This window comes from Gloeocapsopsis sp. IPPAS B-1203, from assembly GCF_002749975.1.
Lineage (GTDB): Bacteria > Cyanobacteriota > Cyanobacteriia > Cyanobacteriales > Chroococcidiopsidaceae > Gloeocapsopsis.
Genome location: NZ_PEIG01000007.1, coordinates 264,901 through 287,242, shown reverse-complemented (window position 1 = coordinate 287,242; position 22,342 = coordinate 264,901). Strand labels below are relative to the sequence as shown.

24 protein-coding genes and 4 pseudogenes are annotated in these 22,342 nt (G+C 41.9%); 8 read left to right on the top strand and 20 right to left on the bottom strand.

Features of this window, described 5'->3' with window-relative positions:
- Positions 1 to 169 precede the first annotated feature (169 nt).
- From CSQ79_RS15050 to CSQ79_RS15040, 3 genes and pseudogenes are all read right to left on the bottom strand, one after another.
- Positions 170 to 371, bottom strand: a pseudogene (locus tag CSQ79_RS15050) (hypothetical protein).
- 105 nt (positions 372 to 476) lie between these two features.
- Positions 477 to 762: pseudogene (locus CSQ79_RS15045) on the bottom strand (type II toxin-antitoxin system RelE/ParE family toxin).
- Positions 759 to 986, bottom strand: a complete 228-nt coding sequence (locus CSQ79_RS15040; RefSeq protein WP_099701978.1) for a hypothetical protein — start codon at positions 984 to 986, stop codon at positions 759 to 761. Before CSQ79_RS15040 ends, CSQ79_RS15045 begins: the two are co-directional and overlap by 4 nt.
- Positions 987 to 1,151: 165 nt before the next feature.
- On the opposite strand from CSQ79_RS15040, the gene CSQ79_RS27850 reads away from it, so the two are divergent.
- Positions 1,152 to 1,301 carry a hypothetical protein gene (locus tag CSQ79_RS27850; RefSeq protein WP_289501150.1) on the top strand — a complete coding sequence of 50 codons (150 nt, stop codon included), beginning with the start codon at positions 1,152 to 1,154 and terminating at the stop codon, positions 1,299 to 1,301.
- Between the two features lie 373 nt (positions 1,302 to 1,674).
- Here CSQ79_RS27850 and CSQ79_RS15030 read toward each other — a convergent pair whose 3' ends face one another.
- Complete coding sequence (locus tag CSQ79_RS15030; protein ID WP_099701976.1) at positions 1,675 to 2,175, bottom strand: type IV pilin-like G/H family protein; 501 nt, start codon at positions 2,173 to 2,175, stop codon at positions 1,675 to 1,677.
- Between the two features lie 100 nt (positions 2,176 to 2,275).
- Entirely contained in the window at positions 2,276 to 3,607 is a 1,332-nt protein-coding gene (locus CSQ79_RS15025; RefSeq protein WP_099701975.1) for a class I SAM-dependent methyltransferase, read from the bottom strand.
- 310 nt (positions 3,608 to 3,917) lie between these two features.
- On the opposite strand from CSQ79_RS15025, the gene CSQ79_RS15020 reads away from it, so the two are divergent.
- Positions 3,918 to 4,145, top strand: coding sequence for a hypothetical protein (locus CSQ79_RS15020; protein WP_099701974.1), 228 nt, complete (start codon positions 3,918 to 3,920; stop codon positions 4,143 to 4,145).
- A 2-nt stretch (positions 4,146 to 4,147) separates the two neighbouring features.
- Positions 4,148 to 4,570, top strand: a complete 423-nt coding sequence (locus tag CSQ79_RS15015; protein WP_099701973.1) for a type II toxin-antitoxin system VapC family toxin — start codon at positions 4,148 to 4,150, stop codon at positions 4,568 to 4,570.
- A gap of 180 nt (positions 4,571 to 4,750) precedes the next feature.
- On the opposite strand, the pseudogene CSQ79_RS15005 reads toward CSQ79_RS15015, so the two are convergent.
- The 6 genes and pseudogenes from CSQ79_RS15005 to CSQ79_RS14985 form a co-directional block, all read right to left on the bottom strand.
- Positions 4,751 to 4,912: pseudogene (locus tag CSQ79_RS15005) on the bottom strand (DUF2281 domain-containing protein); the annotation flags it as partial.
- A 283-nt stretch (positions 4,913 to 5,195) separates the two neighbouring features.
- On the bottom strand, positions 5,196 to 5,297 hold the full coding sequence (locus CSQ79_RS27845) for a ribonuclease HepT family protein (RefSeq protein WP_289501161.1): 102 nt from the start codon (positions 5,295 to 5,297) through the stop codon (positions 5,196 to 5,198).
- On the bottom strand, positions 5,278 to 5,538 hold the full coding sequence (locus CSQ79_RS15000; RefSeq protein ID WP_289501149.1) for a HepT-like ribonuclease domain-containing protein: 261 nt from the start codon (positions 5,536 to 5,538) through the stop codon (positions 5,278 to 5,280). Before CSQ79_RS15000 ends, CSQ79_RS27845 begins: the two co-directional genes overlap by 20 nt.
- Entirely contained in the window at positions 5,535 to 5,825 is a 291-nt protein-coding gene (locus CSQ79_RS14995) for a nucleotidyltransferase family protein (RefSeq protein ID WP_099701972.1), read from the bottom strand. Before CSQ79_RS14995 ends, CSQ79_RS15000 begins: the two co-directional genes overlap by 4 nt.
- Before the next feature lie 193 nt (positions 5,826 to 6,018).
- On the bottom strand, positions 6,019 to 6,462 hold the full coding sequence (locus CSQ79_RS14990) for a type II toxin-antitoxin system VapC family toxin (RefSeq protein WP_099701971.1): 444 nt from the start codon (positions 6,460 to 6,462) through the stop codon (positions 6,019 to 6,021).
- The gene (locus tag CSQ79_RS14985; RefSeq protein ID WP_099701970.1) at positions 6,462 to 6,704 is read right to left on the bottom strand and encodes a ribbon-helix-helix domain-containing protein; all 243 of its coding nucleotides are present in this window, start codon (positions 6,702 to 6,704) and stop codon (positions 6,462 to 6,464) included. The genes CSQ79_RS14990 and CSQ79_RS14985 overlap by 1 nt, the downstream gene beginning before the upstream one ends.
- A 190-nt stretch (positions 6,705 to 6,894) precedes the next feature.
- On the opposite strand from CSQ79_RS14985, the pseudogene CSQ79_RS14980 reads away from it, so the two are divergent.
- From CSQ79_RS14980 to CSQ79_RS14965, 4 genes and pseudogenes are all read left to right on the top strand, one after another.
- Positions 6,895 to 7,510: pseudogene (locus CSQ79_RS14980) on the top strand (Uma2 family endonuclease).
- A gap of 102 nt (positions 7,511 to 7,612) precedes the next feature.
- Positions 7,613 to 8,983, top strand: coding sequence for a thioredoxin-disulfide reductase (gene trxB, locus CSQ79_RS14975; RefSeq protein WP_099701969.1), 1,371 nt, complete (start codon positions 7,613 to 7,615; stop codon positions 8,981 to 8,983).
- Between the two features lie 139 nt (positions 8,984 to 9,122).
- Positions 9,123 to 10,007: an ABC transporter permease gene (locus tag CSQ79_RS14970; protein WP_099701968.1), complete on the top strand. Its 885-nt coding sequence runs from the start codon at positions 9,123 to 9,125 to the stop codon at positions 10,005 to 10,007.
- Positions 10,008 to 10,094: 87 nt separating this feature from the next.
- Positions 10,095 to 11,336, top strand: a complete 1,242-nt coding sequence (locus tag CSQ79_RS14965; protein ID WP_099701967.1) for an inorganic phosphate transporter — start codon at positions 10,095 to 10,097, stop codon at positions 11,334 to 11,336.
- Here CSQ79_RS14965 and CSQ79_RS14960 read toward each other — a convergent pair.
- The 3 genes from CSQ79_RS14960 to CSQ79_RS14950 all read right to left on the bottom strand — a co-directional run bounded on the left by CSQ79_RS14960 (position 11,333) and on the right by CSQ79_RS14950 (position 14,881).
- Entirely contained in the window at positions 11,333 to 12,301 is a 969-nt protein-coding gene (locus tag CSQ79_RS14960; RefSeq protein WP_099701966.1) for a hypothetical protein, read from the bottom strand. The two genes, CSQ79_RS14965 and CSQ79_RS14960, sit on opposite strands and share 4 nt — an antisense overlap.
- A gap of 163 nt (positions 12,302 to 12,464) precedes the next feature.
- Positions 12,465 to 12,767, bottom strand: a complete 303-nt coding sequence (locus CSQ79_RS14955; protein WP_099701965.1) for a hypothetical protein — start codon at positions 12,765 to 12,767, stop codon at positions 12,465 to 12,467.
- Positions 12,768 to 12,775: 8 nt separating this feature from the next.
- Positions 12,776 to 14,881 carry a TonB-dependent receptor plug domain-containing protein gene (locus CSQ79_RS14950; RefSeq protein ID WP_099701992.1) on the bottom strand — a complete coding sequence of 702 codons (2,106 nt, stop codon included), beginning with the start codon at positions 14,879 to 14,881 and terminating at the stop codon, positions 12,776 to 12,778.
- A gap of 623 nt (positions 14,882 to 15,504) precedes the next feature.
- Between CSQ79_RS14950 and CSQ79_RS14945 the strand changes: the two genes are divergently transcribed.
- Positions 15,505 to 16,575 (top strand): zinc-dependent alcohol dehydrogenase, encoded by a 1,071-nt coding sequence (locus CSQ79_RS14945; RefSeq protein ID WP_099701964.1) that lies wholly within the window; start codon positions 15,505 to 15,507, stop codon positions 16,573 to 16,575.
- Here the strand turns inward: CSQ79_RS14945 and CSQ79_RS14940 are convergent.
- The 6 genes from CSQ79_RS14940 to CSQ79_RS14915 all read right to left on the bottom strand — a co-directional run bounded on the left by CSQ79_RS14940 (position 16,569) and on the right by CSQ79_RS14915 (position 21,913).
- Positions 16,569 to 17,447 (bottom strand): ribose-phosphate diphosphokinase, encoded by an 879-nt coding sequence (locus CSQ79_RS14940; RefSeq protein ID WP_289501148.1) that lies wholly within the window; start codon positions 17,445 to 17,447, stop codon positions 16,569 to 16,571. The genes CSQ79_RS14945 and CSQ79_RS14940 overlap by 7 nt on opposite strands.
- A 33-nt stretch (positions 17,448 to 17,480) precedes the next feature.
- Complete coding sequence (locus CSQ79_RS14935) at positions 17,481 to 18,962, bottom strand: phenylacetate--CoA ligase family protein (RefSeq protein ID WP_099701962.1); 1,482 nt, start codon at positions 18,960 to 18,962, stop codon at positions 17,481 to 17,483.
- Positions 18,963 to 18,982: 20 nt separating this feature from the next.
- The gene (locus CSQ79_RS14930) at positions 18,983 to 19,222 is read right to left on the bottom strand and encodes a hypothetical protein (protein WP_099701961.1); all 240 of its coding nucleotides are present in this window, start codon (positions 19,220 to 19,222) and stop codon (positions 18,983 to 18,985) included.
- A 107-nt stretch (positions 19,223 to 19,329) separates the two neighbouring features.
- Complete coding sequence (locus CSQ79_RS14925; protein WP_289501147.1) at positions 19,330 to 20,043, bottom strand: HD domain-containing protein; 714 nt, start codon at positions 20,041 to 20,043, stop codon at positions 19,330 to 19,332.
- Positions 20,044 to 20,069: 26 nt separating this feature from the next.
- Complete coding sequence (locus CSQ79_RS14920) at positions 20,070 to 21,305, bottom strand: radical SAM/SPASM domain-containing protein (RefSeq protein ID WP_099701959.1); 1,236 nt, start codon at positions 21,303 to 21,305, stop codon at positions 20,070 to 20,072.
- A gap of 35 nt (positions 21,306 to 21,340) precedes the next feature.
- The gene (locus CSQ79_RS14915) at positions 21,341 to 21,913 is read right to left on the bottom strand and encodes an adenine phosphoribosyltransferase (protein WP_099701958.1); all 573 of its coding nucleotides are present in this window, start codon (positions 21,911 to 21,913) and stop codon (positions 21,341 to 21,343) included.
- Positions 21,914 to 22,342 lie beyond the last annotated feature (429 nt).

The following is a 22,342-nucleotide window of genomic DNA, read 5'->3' as shown; positions in this document are numbered from 1 at the left end:
CAAGTCCTACTGCTAATTTACTTCAATTGCTAATATGCCCAGATTTGAGTAAAATCTTGCAAGCACACTAGTGTATTTGTGTGTCAGAGGATGAAAGTGCGATTAGAGTAATTAACAAAAGTGCGATTGGGCTTTGCCCACGCTAGACGCGAACGCCTTTGCATAATACTCAACTATGAAAAGATGATTCTGGTGTCGTATTTGTATCTTTTGTAGGAATTTGCTCAGCTTTGAGAGTGACAATTTTGCCATCTTGCAAAATACTAATTGACTGTCCTAATTGACGATGACGTTCAATCAAAGAGCGCGATCGCATCTTTTACTCCTGCGTCAATTTTTTGATGTAATATCTTCATCTGTTGCTCATTCATCCACCACCTTCAAGATTTACTTCCAATCTATCTTGTATAGGATGAGTTTAAGGCGATCGCTCAGTATCAACTTCGTTAGCGAGTTAGATTGCCGCCACAATACAACTAATAAACTTCCTCATGCGTCCCGATGTCCAGCAGAACAATGACTTCAACCTTCATTTCCGTGTTTTGTTCAATAGAGAAGACAATACGACAATCATAACCACACGAGCAAGATTGAAGACCATCGAGTTTGCCACTCAGTTTGTGAGTTCCTAGGGCTGGGGCAAATATATCAATTTCCATTTGCTCAAGAGTATCTTCAATACGTTGCTGAAGATCAGTATTACGTTTGACAAACTTGCGAAAAGCGCGTTTGAACTTAGGGAGTTAAAACCAGCTGTCTCATGCTTCTGGTTCATGCAAAGACTCGCGTAACGCGATAATTATATCCTCGGCTGACTGGTGTTGAAATTTGCCTGCGCGAAACTCCGTTAAGGTTTGTTGTGCATCTATCGCTATTTCTATACGGCGATTTTCATGAAGGCGATTTTGGAGAATGTTGATCAGCATTTCTTGCTGTTCTCTAGGTAGCTGCGAAGCCGTCTCCAACACTTGATCGAGAGTATTCATAAGTTGACTGTTGCACAGTTGAGTTAATTATATCGTTTATTGCTGAGCATAAATCACAGATAACTCTATTGTGACCTAGCTATGATGATCGCGGCGATTGAGTGCAGCTAGCTACCAATGAACCCATATCTAATAATCTAACGAAAGTGCAATTTTGCTGTTGATGTGAAAGTGCGATTGGGCTTTGCCCACGCTAGACGCGAACGCCTTTATATGACTACTCAACTATCAGGTGACTTTTGGCTAGTATCTGTATCTTTTGCAGGAATTTCCTCAGCTTTGAGAGTGACAACTTTGCATCAAGCCAAATATTAATTGATTACCCACAGTTGCTTTTGCTGTTCAATCGAAGAGCGCGATCGCACATAGTGCAGTGCTTCCTACAAATATAGCTGTATTGATTTTATCGCCACTTGGCAATTGAAACCTGATTGGACTACTTCGCCATGCAATTGAAAAACTCTCAGATGATCGCAACTCGGCTTCTCAGTCAACTTCAAGATCAACAAGCTTAGGTAACTCGCTGTGAAGCAATACAAACTACTAGCTGCTAAAATCTGCAAAGCGATCACTAATAGTAATGTTCCACTTAATAACGTTTTGCCTTGAGTCATGCAATCGGTAGCATGATGCTACAGAAGTTGTAATACTATGGTAATTAAGAGAAATGCGATCGCCACAGACAAACTTACTGCAATCGCTGTGAACCATTAGCACAAGTATTTGAACTCGTAGGCGCGTTTATTGGTGCGTTTCCTGCACTATTCGCCTCACACAAAATTACCTGAGTTGTTTGGTTATGTGCCGATTTAAACACACCACCAGCATAACTTTTCAAGTCTGCTTGCTGTGCAGTTGCCAAATGAGCAACTTGATTCATCAAATCATTGCTACTTACTTCGTAGTTATAATTGACGCTATTGACAATGCCTACACTTAACTTAGTTACATCGTCTGCAAATATTTGATTTTCTAAATAATAAGCTTGTTGCGAACGATTCAAAGTACCAGTACTACTTTTAGCTTCCGATTGCCGAGTTTTTGCCGCTTGATTTAGAAAAGATGGCATTGCAGTAGCAGAAAGAATACCAATGATAATCACAACCACTAGCATTTCAATCAGCGTAAAACCCTCTTCTTGTTTTAGTGTCTTCCGGTATGGGAATTTAGCTGTAAGTTGTGTTTTCATGATACTCTAAGCTACATAGTGGGTAAAATCTTTTGCCAGCATCTAGACCTAGCTTGCCCACTCTCAGAGCTTTTCATATAATCCACATCAAATCATTAATTTAGACCACCTCAAAGTTAGATTCTAAATAGACATAACCAAGCTCATGCAATTTAGCCAATGCACTGATTGTCAATTGCAAAATTTCCTCTTCTGCGGTTGGTTCTAAAGTAACAGGATTCAAAGGGTGGATTTTCTGCCACCGTTCTACCAACGCCTTGATTGACTGTGAACTATCCCACAAAGGTAACAAACAAGCTGCAACACTACTATCAATAGATATGGCGTGTTCAAAAAGTGGTAAAAAACGATTGATATCAAAAGGTTTACGTTGATTGATGCATTTAATAACTTCTTGCTTGACTTCTGGCTGTTTTATCTGAGGGATTAAATAAACTCGCGCAGTTTGCCAATCAGATAAACTCCACTCTGCAACTGATGTAACTTCACTACTTTCTTGAGGATGACCACACCAAAAGTCTATCAAGCGATGCATTGGATGTAACAATTCAAATAAAGTTAGTTGTTCTTCTACCGTTGCTTCTGGTAAGCTTATTGCTAAGAATGCTGGTAAGTTGTTAGGCTCCTTAAACAAATCCATCAAATTCCATTGTCGCCAGTTGATCATACTGATAAACTCAAGTTCAGCAGTTCTCAGCGCAGCAAACAACTCTGGAATCGTATAGCCTTTATCTCCCTGGAACAAGTAGTTCATGAGAATGCGTTCTTTATCCGTCTCCAACTCAGGCTTCCAAGTGACAGATTTGAGTTTGACGTGATCCTTCAATGCATTCATTGTGTCTCGCACCAAGTCAATCTCTAAGTCTTGTGGGTTATCATCCATCAACCCCATCATCTTGAAGACTTCTTGAGCGCGGTAGTAGTGGGTGCGTTGCAATGAACTATGTAAATTAGCACGAATAATACCATCAGGCTTAAGAACCGACTTCATCGCCTGCAATCCAACCGCAGGTTCACTCAACAAGTACAACACATCATCACAGTTAATATAGTCAAACTGCAAACCTAAACTCGGTAATTCTTCAATCCTACATACATAAAACTGTGCATTGTCAAAGCCGTGATATTGCAACCGTTGTTTCGCTAGTTCAATCGAGTTGGCAGAGATATCTACACCCACAATCTTGGCACCAGGGTTTGCTTCAGCTAAAATCAGTGACTTATACCCTGAACCACATCCAGCATCTAAAATCAGCTTACCTTCGGTACTGATCACTTTTTGATTGCGTAAATAATATGCATTGACTAAGCTATGAATATACAGCGCGATCGCATCATTTTTTGGTGACTTCTCTAACGCAATTCGGGGGTATGGTCCGGTATCAAACTGCTGCCGAATTTTTTCACTCAATTCCTTAGTCTCTACCTGCATCGTGGGCTTCTCCTGCGTGGACTTGTTTAGCATTCACTCACTAATATGCCCACAAGAAACAGGAAACTTTACAATCACTTTAAATTTGGTAATTGGTAATTGGTAATTGGGGTTGCGATCGCCTGTATTGCTGTGATAATTAACGAAAGTGCTATTGATGTAATTGAAAGTACGATTGGGCTTTGCTCATGCTTCGCGATCACATTTATAGTGCTGCGCTACGCGCAATCACCTACACTGCTGGCAACCATTGACTCATTTAGTACTACTACATTAAGGTAAGATAAAAGTATGACATAGACGAATAGCGATGAAACGAACGATATATTTACCTGATGATATAGCCGAGCGCCTCAACAAGTATCTCATAGACCATCCAAACGAAACTTTGTCGAGTGTGGTACAGGAGGCTCTAGAAGACAAACTAGCACGAAAAGATGTATCGAAACTCTTAAGTCTTGCAGGCATCGTTCAAAATGCTTCATGCAACGCAGCTGACAACGCTGAGGATCGTGATGCAATCGCCAACGAGAGATAACGTTGCAACAAACACTCAAACAATTAATTTTAGATGCAGGACCACTAATTGGACTTTTTTCAGCTAATGATAGAGATCATGATGTTTGTCAAGCTGGATTTAAGCAACTTTCCCAATCTCAAACTACATTGCTAACACCACTGCCAGTAATATTTGAAGTATACAAATGGCTGCTTTACCGAGCAACACCAACTATAGCTCAAAGTACTCTGACTGTAATGCACGAGAGCCTACATATCATACCACTCAACCAAATCGATTTCCACGAGATTTCTGCTATGATACGAACGTTACCGCAGTGGCAAGGTAGCCTAGAGGATGCGTCAGTTATCTTATTAGCCCAACGCTATCAATGTCCAGTTTGGACGTTGAATTACCGAGATTTTGGGATATTCAAATCACTGGCATTTTGGAATCCTTTGTAAAATACAAAAACCAGTAGCTAAATTTATCTGACATAACAACGAGCGATCGCTACCATGCCACTCAGTAGAAGAAGCTCAGTATTGCATTTGACAAACTTGCGAAAAGCGCGTTTGAACTTGGGAGTTAAAACCAGCTGTCTCATGCTTCTGGTTCATGCAAAGACTCACGTAACGCGATAATCACGCACCATAACCTTCCATATACTTCTTATTAGTAGATAGATCTTCTGCTCCTTCCACACAGCCAATATACTGCTGCGCAAGGGTAAACACAGATACTGGTACGCGCTCTTGATGAGAATTTTCAAGTATTTTACTTTGGAGAAACTCAACAAAATCAAGGACTTCCTGCTGTTTTTCTACAGGAAGGGTTTTAGCTTTTCTATAACTGTCTGTTCAATACTCATTATCAATCGTCTCTAAGTAATTGCTCGCTAGTGGTTTAAAATTACTCCCAAGTTATGACTTAACCTTAACCATAGCGCGATCGCCTGCATTACTGATTAACAAAAGTGCAATTTTGCTGTTGATGAATTGAAAGTGCGATCGCTTTTAGTGCTGCGCTACGCGCAATCGCATAAAAAATGTTGCACTACACGCAATCGAAATAAAGTCCTTTTAATACTTAAGTTTCACTTAATTTCTGTAGTATTGTTACTAAGTTTCTTTTGAAATCAGGCAAATTTTGCTCTACTACGTTCCAAACCTCATTGAGATCGACACCCAAATATCCGTGAATCAAGACGTCTTGTAAAGATAGCTATCCGCCGCCAGGGAACTTCAGGATGACTTTGCCGTAGTTCTTGAGATAGTCTTTTAACAGCTTCTCCAATCACTTCAACATTACGAATCACCGCATCCTGAATAATAAGAGCCTCTAAAAAAACATCCTTACCCTCTTGAGTATATGTCTCAATGCGCTCAATCCGTTGAATGATATCAGCTAAGTAAAACTGATCGTTCTTCACAAGGGCAATGCTTCGCACAAAATGCGATCGCGGATACTCGCTTGTAGTCCTTTTTCGGTTGCAACTTCCACTTTCGTGCCTAATAAATCTTCTAAGTCTTGCATCAGTGCCACGCGATCTAAAAGACTGCGGCTCGATTCTAGTTCTACTAACAAATCAATGTCACTATCTGGTCGTGCTTCACCTCGTGCTACTGAACCAAAAACCCTCACATTGTACGCTCCATGTTGAGCCGCAATGCGGAGAATTTCTGATCGTTGTTGATCAAGTAGCTCACGAATACTCATAAATTTTTAACGTGTAGACATTCACATACACAGCATATTGATTTTAGCGTTACAAGCAATGCGGGCGATCGCCTGTATTACTGTGATGTTAACGAACGTGCAGTTTTGCTTTTGTTGAATTGAAAGTGCGATTGGGTTTTGCCCACGCTAGACGCGATCGCATTTATAGTGCTGCGCTCCGCGCGATCACTGCTCATTCTCTATCTGCTAACCCTTGATAATTAGCCAAATACTCCACAAAATCTAACTTTGAAGCAACCGCATTATATAAGCGGAGATCAGCAGTCATCATATTAGCACTATTGACTTGAGCTAACGCAAGATATAAGGCATCATAGACTGTTCGATCCAAGCGTTCTGCTAAACTATAAGCCTCTGCTAAGATAACTTGCGACTCGACAGTTGGAATCTCTAAATCGAGTAAGTCAAAGATCGAACTTGTTGCTTCTTCTTGCGTAATCAAGCCCAAACGCTGCTTTTTCCAAATAATATTACCAACCTCAACAAATATCAAATTAGGAGCAATCAATTCAACTTTTGAGGATTCCCAATCTTGACATACAGTTCTTGCTTGTGAGTGCAATGGTTCTGGGAACAACCATTTCGCTAAAACACTGCTGTCAATTACTAATAGCATTAACGCTGGCGATCTTCTGCAATCATTTGTGCCGAATCAGGCGTTATGCCAACACGTTTGGCAATTGTGGCGTTTCGTTGAGCGATACTTGCTAATACTTCACTTCGCGATCGCTTTTGTTGTAATGACTGCTCTAAGAGTACAATAATCTGCTGATTTACCGAGCGACGTTCTTGATCTGCAATTTCTTTAATTCGTTGATAAAGTTCTTCTGGAACATCCCGTAAACTTAGGTTTGCCATATATTTGCAGTTTTTAACTTTCTAAAATCATAGCATATTGCTAGCATTTTGGTGTATTTTTGTTTGAAAAACTATGTGTTCTAGCAATAGTCTCTTGATGAAGAGTATGGCAGAAGTGCGATCGCATCTGTACAGTACCTCAAGTGGCACACAATATTTATAGATGGATTAGTTAAGCTGGATAGCAACAATGACTGCTATTACCCTAGATTTACATTCGGTTGTTGATTTAACAGATGAGCAGTTTTATCAACTTTGTCAGGCAAATCCAGACTTCAAATTAGAACGCGCCGCTACAGGGGAAATCGAGATGTCGCTACCAACTGGTTGGGGAACTGGTAAGCGAAATTCTAAACTTACCCAACGTTTATCAGATTAAGCAGAAAATGACGGTACTGGAGTAGCCTTTGATTCCTCGACTGGCGTCATAACTCCCCAATGGAGCAACTCGTTCTCCCGATGCAGCGTGGGTAAAACAAGCAAGAATTGCTGCTCTAAACCCAGATCCTGATAGATTCTTACCTTTAGCCCCTGACTTTGCGGTGGAATTGATGTCTGCAAGTGATGACATAGCAACTACTCAAGCGAAAATGCAAGAATACTGCGATAACGGCGTACGCTTAGGCTGGTTAATCGACCCGAAAAACCAGCGTGTGGAAATTTATCGTCACGACAAGGTGGCGAGGTGTCCTCGCCACAACGTACCATGTCAAGGACTGCCAGTAGAAATACTAAACTCACCTGTCAGCTTATCTGGTGAAGACGTGCTACCAGGATTTGTCTTGGATTTACAAGATATTCTTTAACTTTGCTCTCGATTTAAAATCCGCAACGGTGTCGCTAGCCCTATATGTAACTTTTTGTTATACTAATTTAAACGTAGTCATTATGAGTTTATATAAGTATCCATGACAAATCCAACAGTAGAGAACTTGGTAATTATTGGTTCGGGTCCAGCTGGGTATACGGCTGCAATTTATGCTGCACGAGCTAACCTCAAACCGATTGTATTTGAAGGCTTTCAAGTTGGTGGTTTGCCTGGTGGACAGCTCATGACAACGACAGAAGTAGAAAATTTCCCAGGCTTTCCCCAAGGTATTACAGGACCTGATTTGATGGATCAGATGAAAGCGCAAGCTGAACGCTGGGGAGCCGAGTTATATACAGAAGATGTTACCTACGTTGATCTAAGTCAACGTCCGTTTACAGTACGTTCAGAAGAACGCGAGTTTAAAACGAATAGTATAGTCATAGCCACTGGTGCGACAGCAAAGCGCTTAGGATTACCTTGCGAAGGTGAGTTTTGGAGTCGAGGAATTTCAGCGTGTGCAATCTGCGATGGTGCAACACCGATTTTTCATGGTGCTGAACTTGCGGTAGTTGGTGGTGGAGACTCTGCTGCTGAAGAATCAATTTACCTTACCAAGTATGGTTCGCAAGTACATATGCTGGTCAGAAGTGACACAATGCGGGCAAGTAAAGCGATGCAAGACCGCGTTTTGAGTAATCCCAAAATTCAAGTGCATTGGAATACCGAACCAATAGATGTGTTTGGGAACGAAAAGCATATGGAAGGCGTAAAAGTCCGCAATACCCAAACTGGTGAAGAAGGCAAAATTCATGCCAAAGGGCTATTTTATGCGATTGGACATAAACCAAATACATCACTGTTTCAAGGACAAATTGAACTCGACGATGTAGGCTATATTGTCACCAAGCCTGGTTCGCCAGAAACAAGTGTTGAAGGTGTGTTTGCAGCAGGTGACGTGCAAGATCATGAATATCGTCAAGCAATTACGGCGGCTGGTTCAGGTTGTATGGCAGCAATGTTAGCTGAACGGTGGTTGTCTTCTAATGGTTTAATTCAAGAATTTCATCAAGAGGGAGAGAATTTACACTTAGATAATGAGCTAGTTCACGAAGCAGTCAAGACAGAGGAGAATGGCGAATTTAATTTGAGTACAACACGTCATCAAGGTGGTTATGCTTTACGTAAGTTGTTCCACGAAAGCGATCGCTTAATGATGGTTAAGTATGTCGCCCCTGGCTGCGGTCCTTGTCACACATTAAAACCAATTCTCAATAAAGTAGTAGACGAGTTTGATGGCAAAATTCACTTTGTAGAAATTGATATCGACAAAGAGCGCGATATTGCAGAAACTGCCGGAGTGTCTGGAACACCAACTATTCAATTGTTCAAAAATCAAGAACTCTTAATGGAAGTTAAAGGTATCAAACAAAAGAGTCAATACCGCCAGTTGATTGAAGCCAATTTGTAATTGTGTTCGTCAAAATCATGAATTTAAGTCCGCGTAGGCGGACTTTGTTTTTAGAGGTGCGATTTCCAATTGCTCTTGTCAAAAACGGAGACAATTCTGTAAAAATGGTCAGCAGATCCTGCTCATAGTGCAATCATCGATGGCTGTAACGAAACACCCACTTCCCCTAAGGTTAAAATCTTCTAGTAATTTGAGCGTCTCGCGACAACTGATGCGCATTGGGTTTATGATGACCCTGATTTTTGTACTGCTTGCTATCTTTGCTCCAGTGTTTCAAGCTTGGGGATGGATTCAAAGCCCACTAGAATCGTTGAATAACCCCAGTCACGTACCACCTTCAGCAGAATACTGGTTTGGCACAAATCGGGAAGGTTACGATGTTTTTTCGCGAACGCTGTATGGTACACAGGTAGCGTTGCAAGTTGTTGTTCTTGCTACGATGTTGAGTTTGATTATTGGTGTGCCATTGGGGCTTGTAAGCGGGTATTTAGGTGGTAGCTTGGATCGCACTTTGCTGTTTTTAATGGATACAATTTATACTCTTCCTGGATTGCTACTATCTATTACACTGGCGTTTGTTGTAGGAAGAGGAATATTCAATGCAGCGATCGCAATTAGCATTTCCTACATACCGCAGTATTATCGTGTTGTGCGCAACCATACTGTCAGTGTCAAAACTGAATTATTTGTCGAAGCTGCTCAAGCTATGGGAGCATCAACTTGGCGAGTAATTTCGCGATATCTATTTTTAAATGTGATTCAGAGTGTTCCGGTGTTGTTTACTCTAAATGCTGCTGATGCAATTTTAACGCTAGGAAGTTTAGGGTTTCTGGGACAAGGCTTACCGCCAAGAGTTCCTGAATGGGGACACGATTTACGCCAAGCTTTACAAGCACTACCTACTGGCATTTGGTGGACAGCATTTTTTCCAGGAATGGCATTAACATTACTTGTTGTCGGATTATCCTTGTTAGGTGAAGGCTTGAGTGAATTTATTAATCCCCACTGGCGCAAGCAAAGGTGAGTAGTGGTGAGTTTTGAGTTTTGAGTTTTGAATAGATAGAAAAGAGTATTCTTCTCTGCTCCTTATTTGTAGCAACCTTAGAGCAAAATGATACTACAGCTAGGATTAACTGCATTACTGGCATTTTATGTTGCTTGGAATTTAGGAGCAAATGATGTTGCTAACGCTATGGGAACTTCTGTCGGTTCAAAAGCTGTCACTCTCCGCCAAGCTTTGATTATTGCTGGAGTTTTAGAATTTGCTGGTGCTGTACTATTTGGTCATGAAGTATCAGAAACTTTAGCAACTGAAATTGTCAATCCAGCTTTTTTTGTTGCAGAACCGCAAGTTTTGTTGATTGGAATGTTTTCGGTATTGCTAGCCGCTGGATTATGGCTGCAAATTGCAACATCGCGTGGCTTTCCAGTGTCTTCATCTCATGCTGTTGTTGGTGCGATCGCAGGTTTTAGTTGGGTAGCTGTTGGGGTTCAAGCAATTGATTGGTCATTAATTGGTACTATTTCTTTAGCCTGGGTTGTCACTCCACTTATTAGTGGCACAATCGCAGCTTTATTTTATAGGGTTATCAAGTTCTCGATTCTCGATCGCCAAAATTCTATCCAGCAGTTAAATGAGTGGATTCCTTGGTTAAGTACTGCACTTTTGAGTGTTTTTGGGGTTATTGTATTGCCAAAAATTAGTCAACCAATTTATACATATTTTCACGAACAACTGCATTGGAATATTCCCAAACACGATTTTCCAATTGGGATCGGTGCGATCGCAGCAATCTCACTGACAATGGTGAGTTGGAAACAACTTAATGGTGTGAAGCAAGATATCATTCAAGTCGAAAAACAGCTAGCTAAATTTCAGCTATTGAGTGCGTGTTTTGTTGCATTTGCACATGGTTCTAACGATGTGGGTAATGCGATCGCACCTTTGGCAGTAATTAACTATATTAGTTTAAATAATACTGTTCCTGTTGATGGAATCACAATTCCCTTGTGGATTTTAATTTTAGGTGGTGCAGGAATTGTTACAGGATTAGCAGTTTGGGGTAAAAAAGTCATTGCTACGATTGGAGAAGGTATTATTCCACTACAACCGAGTGCAGGTTTTTGTGCTGAACTTGCTACTGCAACGACAATTTTACTCGCTTCGCGGATTGGAATTCCGGTTTCTACCTCCCATGCACTTGTTGGTGGAGTTGTCGGAATTGGACTTGTACAAGGTAATAAATCAATTCAATTTAAAACTGTGCAGGGCATAATTATGGCATGGTTAATTACAGTGCCTGCTGGTGCATTGTTAGGTGGCACGATCTTTGCGATTGCGCGTTATCTTTAGTGCCCAGCATGATGCTTGCGGGCGACACAATCTTTATGCGCCAATACTGTCTTATTACCAATTTGATAGCGTTGAATCCAATCCCAACCCCACCTTACCATCGGTGCATGACAAATTCCACACACGTATTCATCTATCGTATTTAGTTCAGCACCAATGAGATATTTAGTTGCATCTGGAAAAATACCTGATGCTTTGAGAAATTCACAAATAACTCGATAAGGATCTACGCGACACCACCAACTGGCAACTTGATAAATCTCATATCCTAATTGGTTTAAGAGCACGGTATTGTTTGTTTTTCGTTGATTTCTACTTAAAAACTCACCTTCACCCATAATTTCTATCCCTAACAATCGAAGTTGATTGATATTATGAGAAACCACCCATAATTGATCTAGAATATGCGGATTTTTTTGAACTGTACTTGTCAGCGGAATAATAAATTGAGAAGAAATCAGTTTTACACACTTATACCAATTTGTGTATGTATGAATAAAATTTTGAGAATAAGATTTACTTAATAAAAAGTCAAAGGCATTACGTTGCATTATTTCGTGAACAGCATAGTACATTTCATACTGTCCATAGCAAAATTTATGCTCCTTCAAGTAATCGTCACTTACGCTATAACCTCGTTCTTTAGCAACTTGAAAAACATAAGATTTATTAATTTGTTGAAAATAATCTTCTTTACTGGTAGGAACAATTTTGTAGCCTGAGTTAATATACTCCCAACCTGTTTTAATTGCTTTAAATAGTAGTTCGTGTTCACTAATATCTTCGTATAACTGCTCAACATATTCATAAGATTGCTTAACTTCCCTAGGAAGTTCTAAGGAAATTTGTTGACGCGGTGAACTTAGAATGACTGGAGAACTCCTTAGTGGTAAGTTTGTGAGTTTTTCTAGTTTCTGGATATAGTCATGAATTTTTTCTGCACGTTGAATTTCTAAAATAGGCATGACAGTTTTAATTGCGATAGCATAATGTATAAAAATATACGTATATTTACCAAGTCTGTCTATGTGCGATCGCATGGATTCTTTAAAACTTTATTTAAATTCCATGCATAGTAAAGATCTTACGTAGAAACACCGAGTCATTATATCTAGAGGATCGGATATATTACTCTTCTTGCCAAGTAGCAATAGGTCGTAAAACTGCTGGAATTTCACCTTGAGACAGGGGAAACTCTATCGTTGTTTCTTTCAAACCAAGATAACCCGACTCTGAAAAAGACAATAGCATACGACACAGAGCTAGCCAAACCTCAGTTTCATATTCCCAGTCGCGATACCGCGAAGCTTGACCAGCAATTGATCGTAGCGCCCAAAAATAACTGTTACGTACTACCGAGCCACCTTTTTTAAAACTTGGCACATCCTCACGGTGAAGGAAAAGAACCATATTTTCAATTCTGGCTCGCATACATTTCCTTAAAAATCAGAGGTGATACCTATACGATATGTCCTGCCAGGATGATAAATCCGGTTTGATTTTTCGTAGGCAACATCAGCTAAGTTCTCTACATACAATGTTAGCGCGAGATTACTAAGTAAAGGAACTCGTACGCCAACATCTAAATTGAGCCAAGATGGAGAAAAATCAGTGTTATTCACACCAGGAGTGTTGAAGAACGCCCGACGCGCACCGCTGAAGTAACTTGCAAATAAATTGACTTGCCATCCTTGAGATTGATAACCAATTCCTAGCTGTGCGACTGAGTAAGGGACAAAACCGAGTTGTAATCCTTGTTCCACGCCGCTGGCAATTCTAGCATCTGTGTAAGTGTAGTTAACAAATGTTGACCATTGAGGAGCAATTTGCCACCTTAAGGCTGCTTCCAAACCATTAGTATTGACTAAACCAATGTTTGCCCAGCGTCCAAACTGAATTCCGAGGCGATCGCTTAAACTACTGCCAAAATACGTAAATTGCCCTGTCAAATTAGTTGCAAATTGGACATCAACGCCTGCTGTCCATGATGAACCTGTTTCGGGTTCTAAATCTGGGTTTGGTAGCCAGTTGTGAACAGTATCATAAACATATAACTGATCTAAGCCAGGGTTACGTTGTACAGAAACCCAGCTACCGCGTAGCGCCACATTTGGACTTGCATCCCAGCGTAAACCGACACTTGGATTTAAATAACTTCCGTATTCACTTGTAACATTCTGTCTAAGTCCTAATTCAGCTTGCCAAGCATCATTAATATTCCAGGTATTTAAGGCAAATAAAGCACCTTCAAACCTTTCACGATATTCGGTTTCGTTCAGGGCTATCCTATCAGGATCAGTGCTTAAAACATCACCATTTAAATATCTGTTGCGTAGATCTAATCCCCAGTGTAAGTTATTCGTTGGATTCAATTGCCATTCATGTTCTACTCGTGCTGCAATAGATTGTGAATTGAGAATACCTTGACGATAGAAAATGTTTTGTGTGGGACCGTAAGTACTAAAGTAGTCTTGGTTATAAGAAAGTGTTGTATTTAAAATTGAATCTTCACTACCATTGAGTAAACTTCGCCATGATAAACCAATATTGACAACATCATGGTCTAAGCGATCGCGTTGTAGAGGAAAACCAAAATAAAGTAAACCGCGACGACTACTAATGATGTATGCATCTAAACTAAGGGTATTACTATTATCTAAATCTAAAACAGCACTGCCATAATAATTACTTGTTGCAGTGTCTCCATTAAACAGTAATCCTTCCGCATCGCGATTTGCTGCGCCCTCAGGAACCGGATAACGGTTTTCAGCAAAGAAATCTTCGTAACCAAAATTTAGTCTCAGAGGTCCAAAAGTTCCACCGTAGCTGGCACGATAATTAGAGCGATCGTATGAACCAAATTCTGCTAAACCATTAAATCGAGGAATTTCTGTTCCCTGTTTGGTAATAATGCTGACAACACCACCAAAGGCTTCTGAACCGTACAACGTTGAACTTGTACCACTAGAAAGTTCTACTCTCTCGATTGCATCAACGGGAATGCTATTAAGATCAATATTACCGTGATAGGTGCTGATGTTAGTATTAATTGGTCTACCGTTGAGAAGAAATACTGATTGATTAATTGAATTTCCTCGGTAGAATGTCCCTGTGTGAATATCTGCACCAAAGCCAGCGTCATTAATCGCAAACCCTGGTAAGTTACGTAAGACTTCGGCTAAACTATTAGGTCTTTGCCTTTGAATCTCTTCTTCAGTAATTTCGTAAATGGGAGTTGAGGTAGTAGGAGTGTCTCTTATGCCTTCTACTTCAATTAAAATTTCATCATCTACAATGATTGGTTCGGATGGACTATCAATTGTTGGTCGCTGCTGAGTTAATAATTCTGCCCTTGTATGTGAATGTTTGATTTCACTAAGTTGAGGGATATTAGACCGATATTGTCGTAAAAGTTTGAGTAAAGTTATTTTAGATACAGTATTATTTAAGGTTTGCTGTGTTTCTCCTGCTACAGCAGTCAAGGCGAAAGTTGTAAAGGCTAAGTTTAGTAATGTAATCCAAAATAAAGAGAACGATATTTTCACTTCTGTTATCTCACACCAAGAGGACATTGAAGCGATCGCACTTGCAACACAGACTTATGCATCGCAGATTGCCTGAATTAAATTAATTGATGTGGTGCTTACAGTCAAAAGACAAGCTGTCATACTAGAGTGATGAGCTAATATCTATACACTAAAGCTCGCCAACAGATGAGTCGTACTTCCTCAGTTTCTTCCGTACCTATGCATGTAGCTAATTTATAGCGAAACAGTATAAGCCGCAAATAAATAGCTTAATACTACAAGCTAATTGCCAATTTTTGACATACTGCTATTTTTACTAAAAATTGTAATACTTACTTGACGAACAACAAAAACATTTAACTTTTATGGCTTTTTTTAAGAATTATCAATACAATTAAATTCTAGTTTTGAGCATTTCAGTCATTAACAATATAATTCGCTTTAAATTTGTTAGAGAGCCAATTATTACTAACAAATTGAACAAATGAGCTTGTACTATAATGACAGCATTTTATGAAGCTCAATAAAATCATTAAAGAAGCTAAAGAAAGCATCATAGCCTTGTAATTTCAGCATATTATATTTAGTGATGAAATGATGTCATGGCTCTTGTGGTTTGATATTGGGGGAGAGATTTAGGTATGACCCTCATGCACTATACATCTGTCACTGGGTTAGTCATAACTGCTCCACATAAGGCATCGTTACAAGAGATCGAGGTTCCGTGCGTACCAGAGTTTGTCACGGTTCAAGTTCATCTTTGTGGTATTTGCACGCCTGAACAACGAGTTTTTCGCGGTGCTAAAAAGACTTATCCTTACTGGGGAGGGCATGAACTTTGCGGACGTGTCGAATCAGATAGAAGCAGTTCTCATTCACCGCTTGCTCCTGGAACACCAGTTGCGATCGCACTGATGCCTCGCTGCGGACACTGTGAAGCTTGTCGGCGCGGATTAGATAACCACTGCGCCTACTTGAACCCAACGACCACTAATTTACCTCAAGGACCACGAGGTTTTAGCAATTGTATAACAGTGCCACGCTATCAAGTCTTTCCATTGCCTGCGAGCGTAGATATGTTGACTGCGGCGCTTGCAGAGCCAATAGCCTGCGCCCTACGGAGCGTCAATCGAGGAGCGATCGCGTCAGGCGAGACGGCGGTAGTCATTGGCAGTGGCACAATGGGTCTTTTACACGTAATTCTGCTGATGCTAAAAGGGGTGCGCGTTCTCGTTTTTGATAATGATGTCGCTGGGCTTGAGCAAGCACGTGCTTCAGGAGCAGACTATGTCGGCGCTCTCGATGAAACTCTGGTAGATGTTGTCAAAGATCTGACAAATGGTTGGGGAGCACACGCGGTCTTTTGCACACGTGGTGGAAGTACGGCGATTGAGTGGGCAATCCGTATTGCTGCTAGAAATGGACGTGTTGTACTTTTTCAGTCGGTTTTGGGTTCCGACAATGTGCGCTTGAGTGCTAATGACTTGCATTACCGCGAAATTCAGTTAGTCGGTTCAATTGCCCAAGGAGCTAACGATTTTCGGGCGGCGGTATCTATCCTTGCACATCATGCCACCCGATTCAACAGTATCAAGCGCGTCGTCTTTCCCTATATAAGAGGTGAGGAGGCTTTGGATTGTGCGCTCGGTTCTGAATTCAACCGTGTGATGATTGCTTTTTCTCAAGATGCCGAGAAGTTGGTATCTCAGTGAAGCATCTCAGCAAGAATTTCAGTGAGCGACAGCACCTCTATTTTATTTGTAGCCACTGATGTCAAGGGAACGCTATCACTCACTAGGACGTGCTGCAATGGCGATTGTTCGATCCGGTGAATCGCCTCAAGAGTAAAAAGAGGATGAACGGCGACAGCAATTGCACTCGTAGCACCAGCACTGAGCGTCAGCTTAGCAGCTGAAATGAGTGACTCACCAGAATTAACTTCGTCATCAACAATAACGGCACACTTTCCTTTCACCTGTCCAAGAATTTCAATACTTTCTTTGACGTTACCGTGTCGGATTTTACGCATGACGGCAACTGGCACATGAAGTTCAGCTGCCAGTCGTTCGGCTCGTTTTGCACCGCCAAGATCAGGACTGACAACAACAACTGATCCCAAATCGCTTTGGCGAAGGTATTGGGCAAACATCGGCATCGTATCGATCTCTACCACTGGACAACGAAATGCAACTGCAAGTTGAGGAACGTGAAGCTCTGCCGTTACTAGACGAGTCATGCAGGGTTGTTCAATCAAGTGTGCAATAGCAGAAAACGGGAGCAATGCGCCTGTAGACACAGGCTTGTCTGAGCGCGTATAGGGAAGGTAGGGCAGCACAATCGTTAGATGACGAGGTTTCAAAATGCGAACAGCCTGAAGTGCCAGCAATAACTCGATTAGGCGATCGTTGACCCTATCAGGAAATGACTGAAATAGACAAACTTCATCAACATGCGTGTTTGATTTTGGAGGAACAACCTCGATTTGACCGTTTGGGAAATAGTGCGTCACAAGTACCTCGATAGGTACGTTTAATTTGCTGGCAACACGGTAAGCTATTTCCGTCGCAGTTGACGTCGTCAGCACCAGCACTTTAACCTCCTTTGCGACGCGGTGCAGTTAGATTTTGATGATGTAGGAGTCTTTGAGTCCTCCAGGGGGTAGAAACTGAACTGTGAAAGTCATTTCTCCGCTATCGTAAGCCGCACCAAATTCGCTGCCTTCCACATTTTTGAGATATTCGACAATCAATTTTTCAATTTCGCGCAATCGTTCTGGATAACAGTGCGGTGCATATTTCAATTCTACCGATAGCAGAATCTCAAGCTGACCATTGCTGTTTTCTGAACTTTTGAGAGCGACAATGGGAAGCGAACCAACAGTACGATCCTTGACTTCTCGAACATTGGAAAACCACTCATAAACATTAAGATCCGGAATTCCTGCTAGAACTTCATGCAGTTCTGCTGAGAAGATGAACCACCGCCGATTCTTACCGCTGCCAGAACTGATACTATTTCGCGCCCGTCCCAGGAACTGGAAAACTGGTGAAGGCGTACAATGACAGGTACGACAGCGCACGATGTCACCGGTTACATACCGAATCAGCGGCATCATTTGCGCGAATGGATACAGGTTCGTAACTACTAAACGTCCGATTCCTTCGTCAACAGGTTCTTCAGAATCAACTTCAATCACCTCAAAAAAAACGTGCGGATCAGGCTTGAACCATTGGCAAGTATGACAGCGTGAAGCACCTCCTACCGTCTCGGTCAACGAAAAGCGATCGTTAACAATGCAACCCCATGCGTCGCCGAGGAACCGTCGCCAGTGCAGGGGGACGAAACCTCCAGCCACGTTGATTAACCTTAGCTGAAAGCTCTTTGGATCAATTTGTTGCTCTAGAAGGAAACTGGTAAAAAATAGCACCTGAAATGCCATTCCGCTAAGGATGGAGATGCGGCGATCGTGATTGACCACGTGGTATTCAGTGGACAAAACCCGCAGAGCATCACGGATGAGGGTATCATCTGTAACTCCGCTGACAAAGCTAATTCCAGGACTCGGCATTGGGACAGGTACACCATGATGCGGTGTGGGAAAGCTCAATGTCAGAGGGCGACTTGGCACTGTAAAAGCTGGCTGAAACAACTCGGTGAAGAACCGACCAATGAAATTAACCTCCTCAAAGGATTTGTAGATTTCCAACGGTTGTCCAGTTGTGCCTGAGGTATGACAAACGGAACGCAGATGTACGTCATTGGCAATGAATTCAGGAAAGTGGCTAGTGATAGTAGCGCGGTCGATTGTTGGCAAACCATCTAAACTCGTGCGTTTTGTTTGTGACGACTCTTGCCAAGCCGCATAAACTTCTCGTTTGTAATAGATAGTATGACGTTGTGCATGTTCAACGGTTCGCCAAAGTAAGGCAGTTTGAAGTGCAGAAAACAAAGCACGCGAATATGCATTCTTTCCAAAGCTCATGGAAAATAGCTGTGCTAGAGAAACGGGATCGATGTCATCTACATCCTTCAAACGAGAAACAATTTCATCAGAAAATGCTTCAAGTGATATCGCGTGCTTCTCATCCTCATGCAACATAAATTAACTCACGGCAAAACTTAGCGAAAGCCACCAAAGCGAGGCGCTCCAAATCCCGATTCAGCAGCAGCTTCTGCCGCAGCTTCACTCGATGCTTCCGCCGCAGCTTCTATTGCTGCCTCACTCGCAGCTTCTGCACTGACTTCTTGTATCACTTCTGAAACAAGTGTTGCTGAAACATCGGCAAGTTTTGCCTGATCAATGTTACTGCCACCTGATTCTTGAATTGTTTTAGATACGAAGCTTACCATGTCTTGCATTTTCGTTTTCTCCTTTAATTAATTTGGGCAATCTTTAAAAGCGTCCTCAACGATTTCCAAGACGCGATATTCTGCGATTAATCTGGCATTTTCGTTTTCTCCTTTAGTTAATTTGGGAAATCTCCAAAAGCGGTCTCAACGATTTCCAGCCGCAATTCAGTTAAAAAATCACGCAGAAAAGATACACGATGTTCTGCGATCGCCTGTGCCGGAGCAGTGTTCATTTGCTTGCCCAGATCAAGCAACTTCGTAAAGAAATGGTCAACGGTGTATTGCTGATCGTCGAGGACGCGATCGCTAGCGAACGGATCGTCGAGATGATAATAGGCAGCACCAAGTCGGCACCCACAGGTTGCTGCACGGAAAATGCCAATAGCTCCGAGCGCATCTAGCCGATCGGCATCTTGCAAAACTGCTGACTCGATCGATGACGGGGGATAGCCAAGAGAATAGCTGTGTTCAATAATCACTCTTTGGATACGCTGTACTTCAATATCGTCATAGCCAGCATTCCTCAAGATATCCTCTGAGGCTTTAGCTGCTGCTGTGCTAGCCTCAGAACGTTTGGGGCTATTTTTAGGAACATTGATTAGGTCATGCAAAAGTGCTGAGGAAGCAAGGATTTGCATATCTGCACCAACCAATGCACCGATCTGCTTGCAGCTTTTCAACACTCGCATCACATGCAACCAATCATGACCAGGATCATCAGTTTGTTCATAGCGAAACCTCACTGCCTCTTGAACACAGACAAGACGTGAATCAAGGTTCGCATCCTGCTTTGTTTGCTCGCTTAACTTTTGCCAGCCTTGGTTGAACATCGATGAATTCCTGTGCTGCATATTGCTTAGCTGTGAATTTTCTCCGGTTCGGTATGTTCCATTTCTGCCCGCTGCTCGCGAATGACACCACGCTTATACGTAGAGTCCTGATTTGGATCGATCAGCGCATAGCTTGGGAATTGTCCGCTGTTATAAATCTCCTGACATAACGGATATGGTGCATCCTTTTCACCATAGTGTCCATAGCTGCTCATCTTGCAGACACCACGGCAGACTTTATAAAAGATGCAGTTTCCGCAAACTCCTTTGACATTACCCTTACCAATCTGGCGCAGTTCTTCAAAAAACGGGCTGTTGTGCCAAATGTCTAAAAGGGATTGATCAAATGCGTTACCGCCGATCATTTCTGCATCATCATAAGACGCACTGCACATGGAAATATTACCGTTGGAGAGGATACCCAAAACATTGTCTCCCCAGCCACAGGTATGCACTCCGTTGAGATACTGCAGTGGCATCAATGCTGGCGGAAGCGTCATGTAGGCACGACCGGTGCGGAAACTCTCTAACTCTAGTAAGTTACCAATCAACTCTTCGCATTCATCCAGCGTAATCGCATTGTCGAGGTGTCCTCGGGCATTTCCTATTGGATGAATATTCAGAAGAGTGCGATGCCGATTTATTCCCCAACCGAGAACCAAGTCAATGATCTGCGCAATCTTATTGTAATTGCTTCGATATGCGGTTGTGGTGACAACACTATCAATGTTTGTCTGACCAAGCGTTTGAAGCACTTCCACCGTTCGGTCAAAAGCACCAACTCTGCCTCGAAATTTATCGTGCGCTTCAGGATCAAAATGATCGAGACTGATAAAAACTGTCAAGTTTGGAATTTTCTCTAACCATGCGAGCGTGTCATGTTTAAAGAGTGTACCGTTCGTTTCTAGGACAAGTTCGCGTAAGCCAATCGAGCCAAGATATTCCATAATCATCCGGAATTCTTTATGAACCATTGGTTCACCGCCAGATACCTTGACCTTTCGTAATCCGTTAGGACGCGCCTGCTCAATTAATCCCTGAATAGTCTCGAAGTTAAAGTCAACTCCCTTTGCATTTGGACCGACACCTTCGATGTAGCAGTGCTGGCAGCCAAGATTGCACTTTCGGGTCAAAAATAGATAGATTGTTTTGAGATCTGTTGTGCTGGTTCTCTGACTAAACTCACGCTCAACCATCGCCTGCAAACGAAATCGAGTCGTGTCTTCGTCAACAGGTTCTCTCAACCAGCTTAGTGCTTCCATGAGACTTCCTCCGAATTGTTCAATAACCAAGCAAGTCAACAGCGAAAGATAGTATGTACTGGTCCATCATGCAGCCGCTTTCGCCCCTCAAGAGCCTCAATCTCTACCATAAAGCAGTAGCCGACAACGATTGCACCTCGTTCAACAGTAAAGTCAGACGTTGCGCGTGCGGTACCGCCTGTTGCTAACAAATCATCGACAATTAGACAACGATCTCCGTAGTCTATGACACCATCTGTAACCTCTAGATGTCCGCTACTGTATTCACAGGTGTAAGCAAAGCGATGAACGGTACCTGGCAACTTGCCTGGCTTGCGTACCATCACGAGTCCAGCCTCAGTACGATCTGCCAACGCAGCCCCTAGAATGAACCCGCGTGCATCTACTGCTAAGATTTTATCTGGCTTCAACTCCATCACTACCGGACTAATTGCTGAGACAGCACGACTCAGCATCCCTGGCTGCGCTAGAACTGGCGCAATGTCTTTAAAAAGAATATTTGCAATTGGAAAATGCTCTATTTCATGGACATTTGCCAGGAAAAAGGTCTGAAGTTCAGAACTCAGCACCTCTGTGATTTCCGGTTCATGCTTTGTCTGTGTAGTCATAAAATTCTACTTAGTCTTGATGTGATGTAATCTGAAACGTTTTAAATCTCACAACCAACAAGGAAACTAGCTCAACTGACGCACAACATCTGCACGAACATGAACGCAAAACAGTAGCCTCGATGAACCTAAAACATGAACGACACTGCTACTGTAAGAGCAAGCTTCATAGAGAAGTTCTCTAGTATATTTGCAATGCAGCGAGCAAATCCACAAAACCTATAACGTTACCTGTTTTTGGTTTACTACGCTGAACGAACAAGTCGATGCTGTCTGACGATAAGTGTGCTGAAAAATTGAGACTAGAAGAAATTGAGTGATGGAATTTATAGTCAGAATTTGGCACAGACAAAAACCAGAGTGCATTTCTTGGTGCAATCTATGCTAATCTAAAAAATGGTATGCTATACCATTTTTTACAAAATAAAT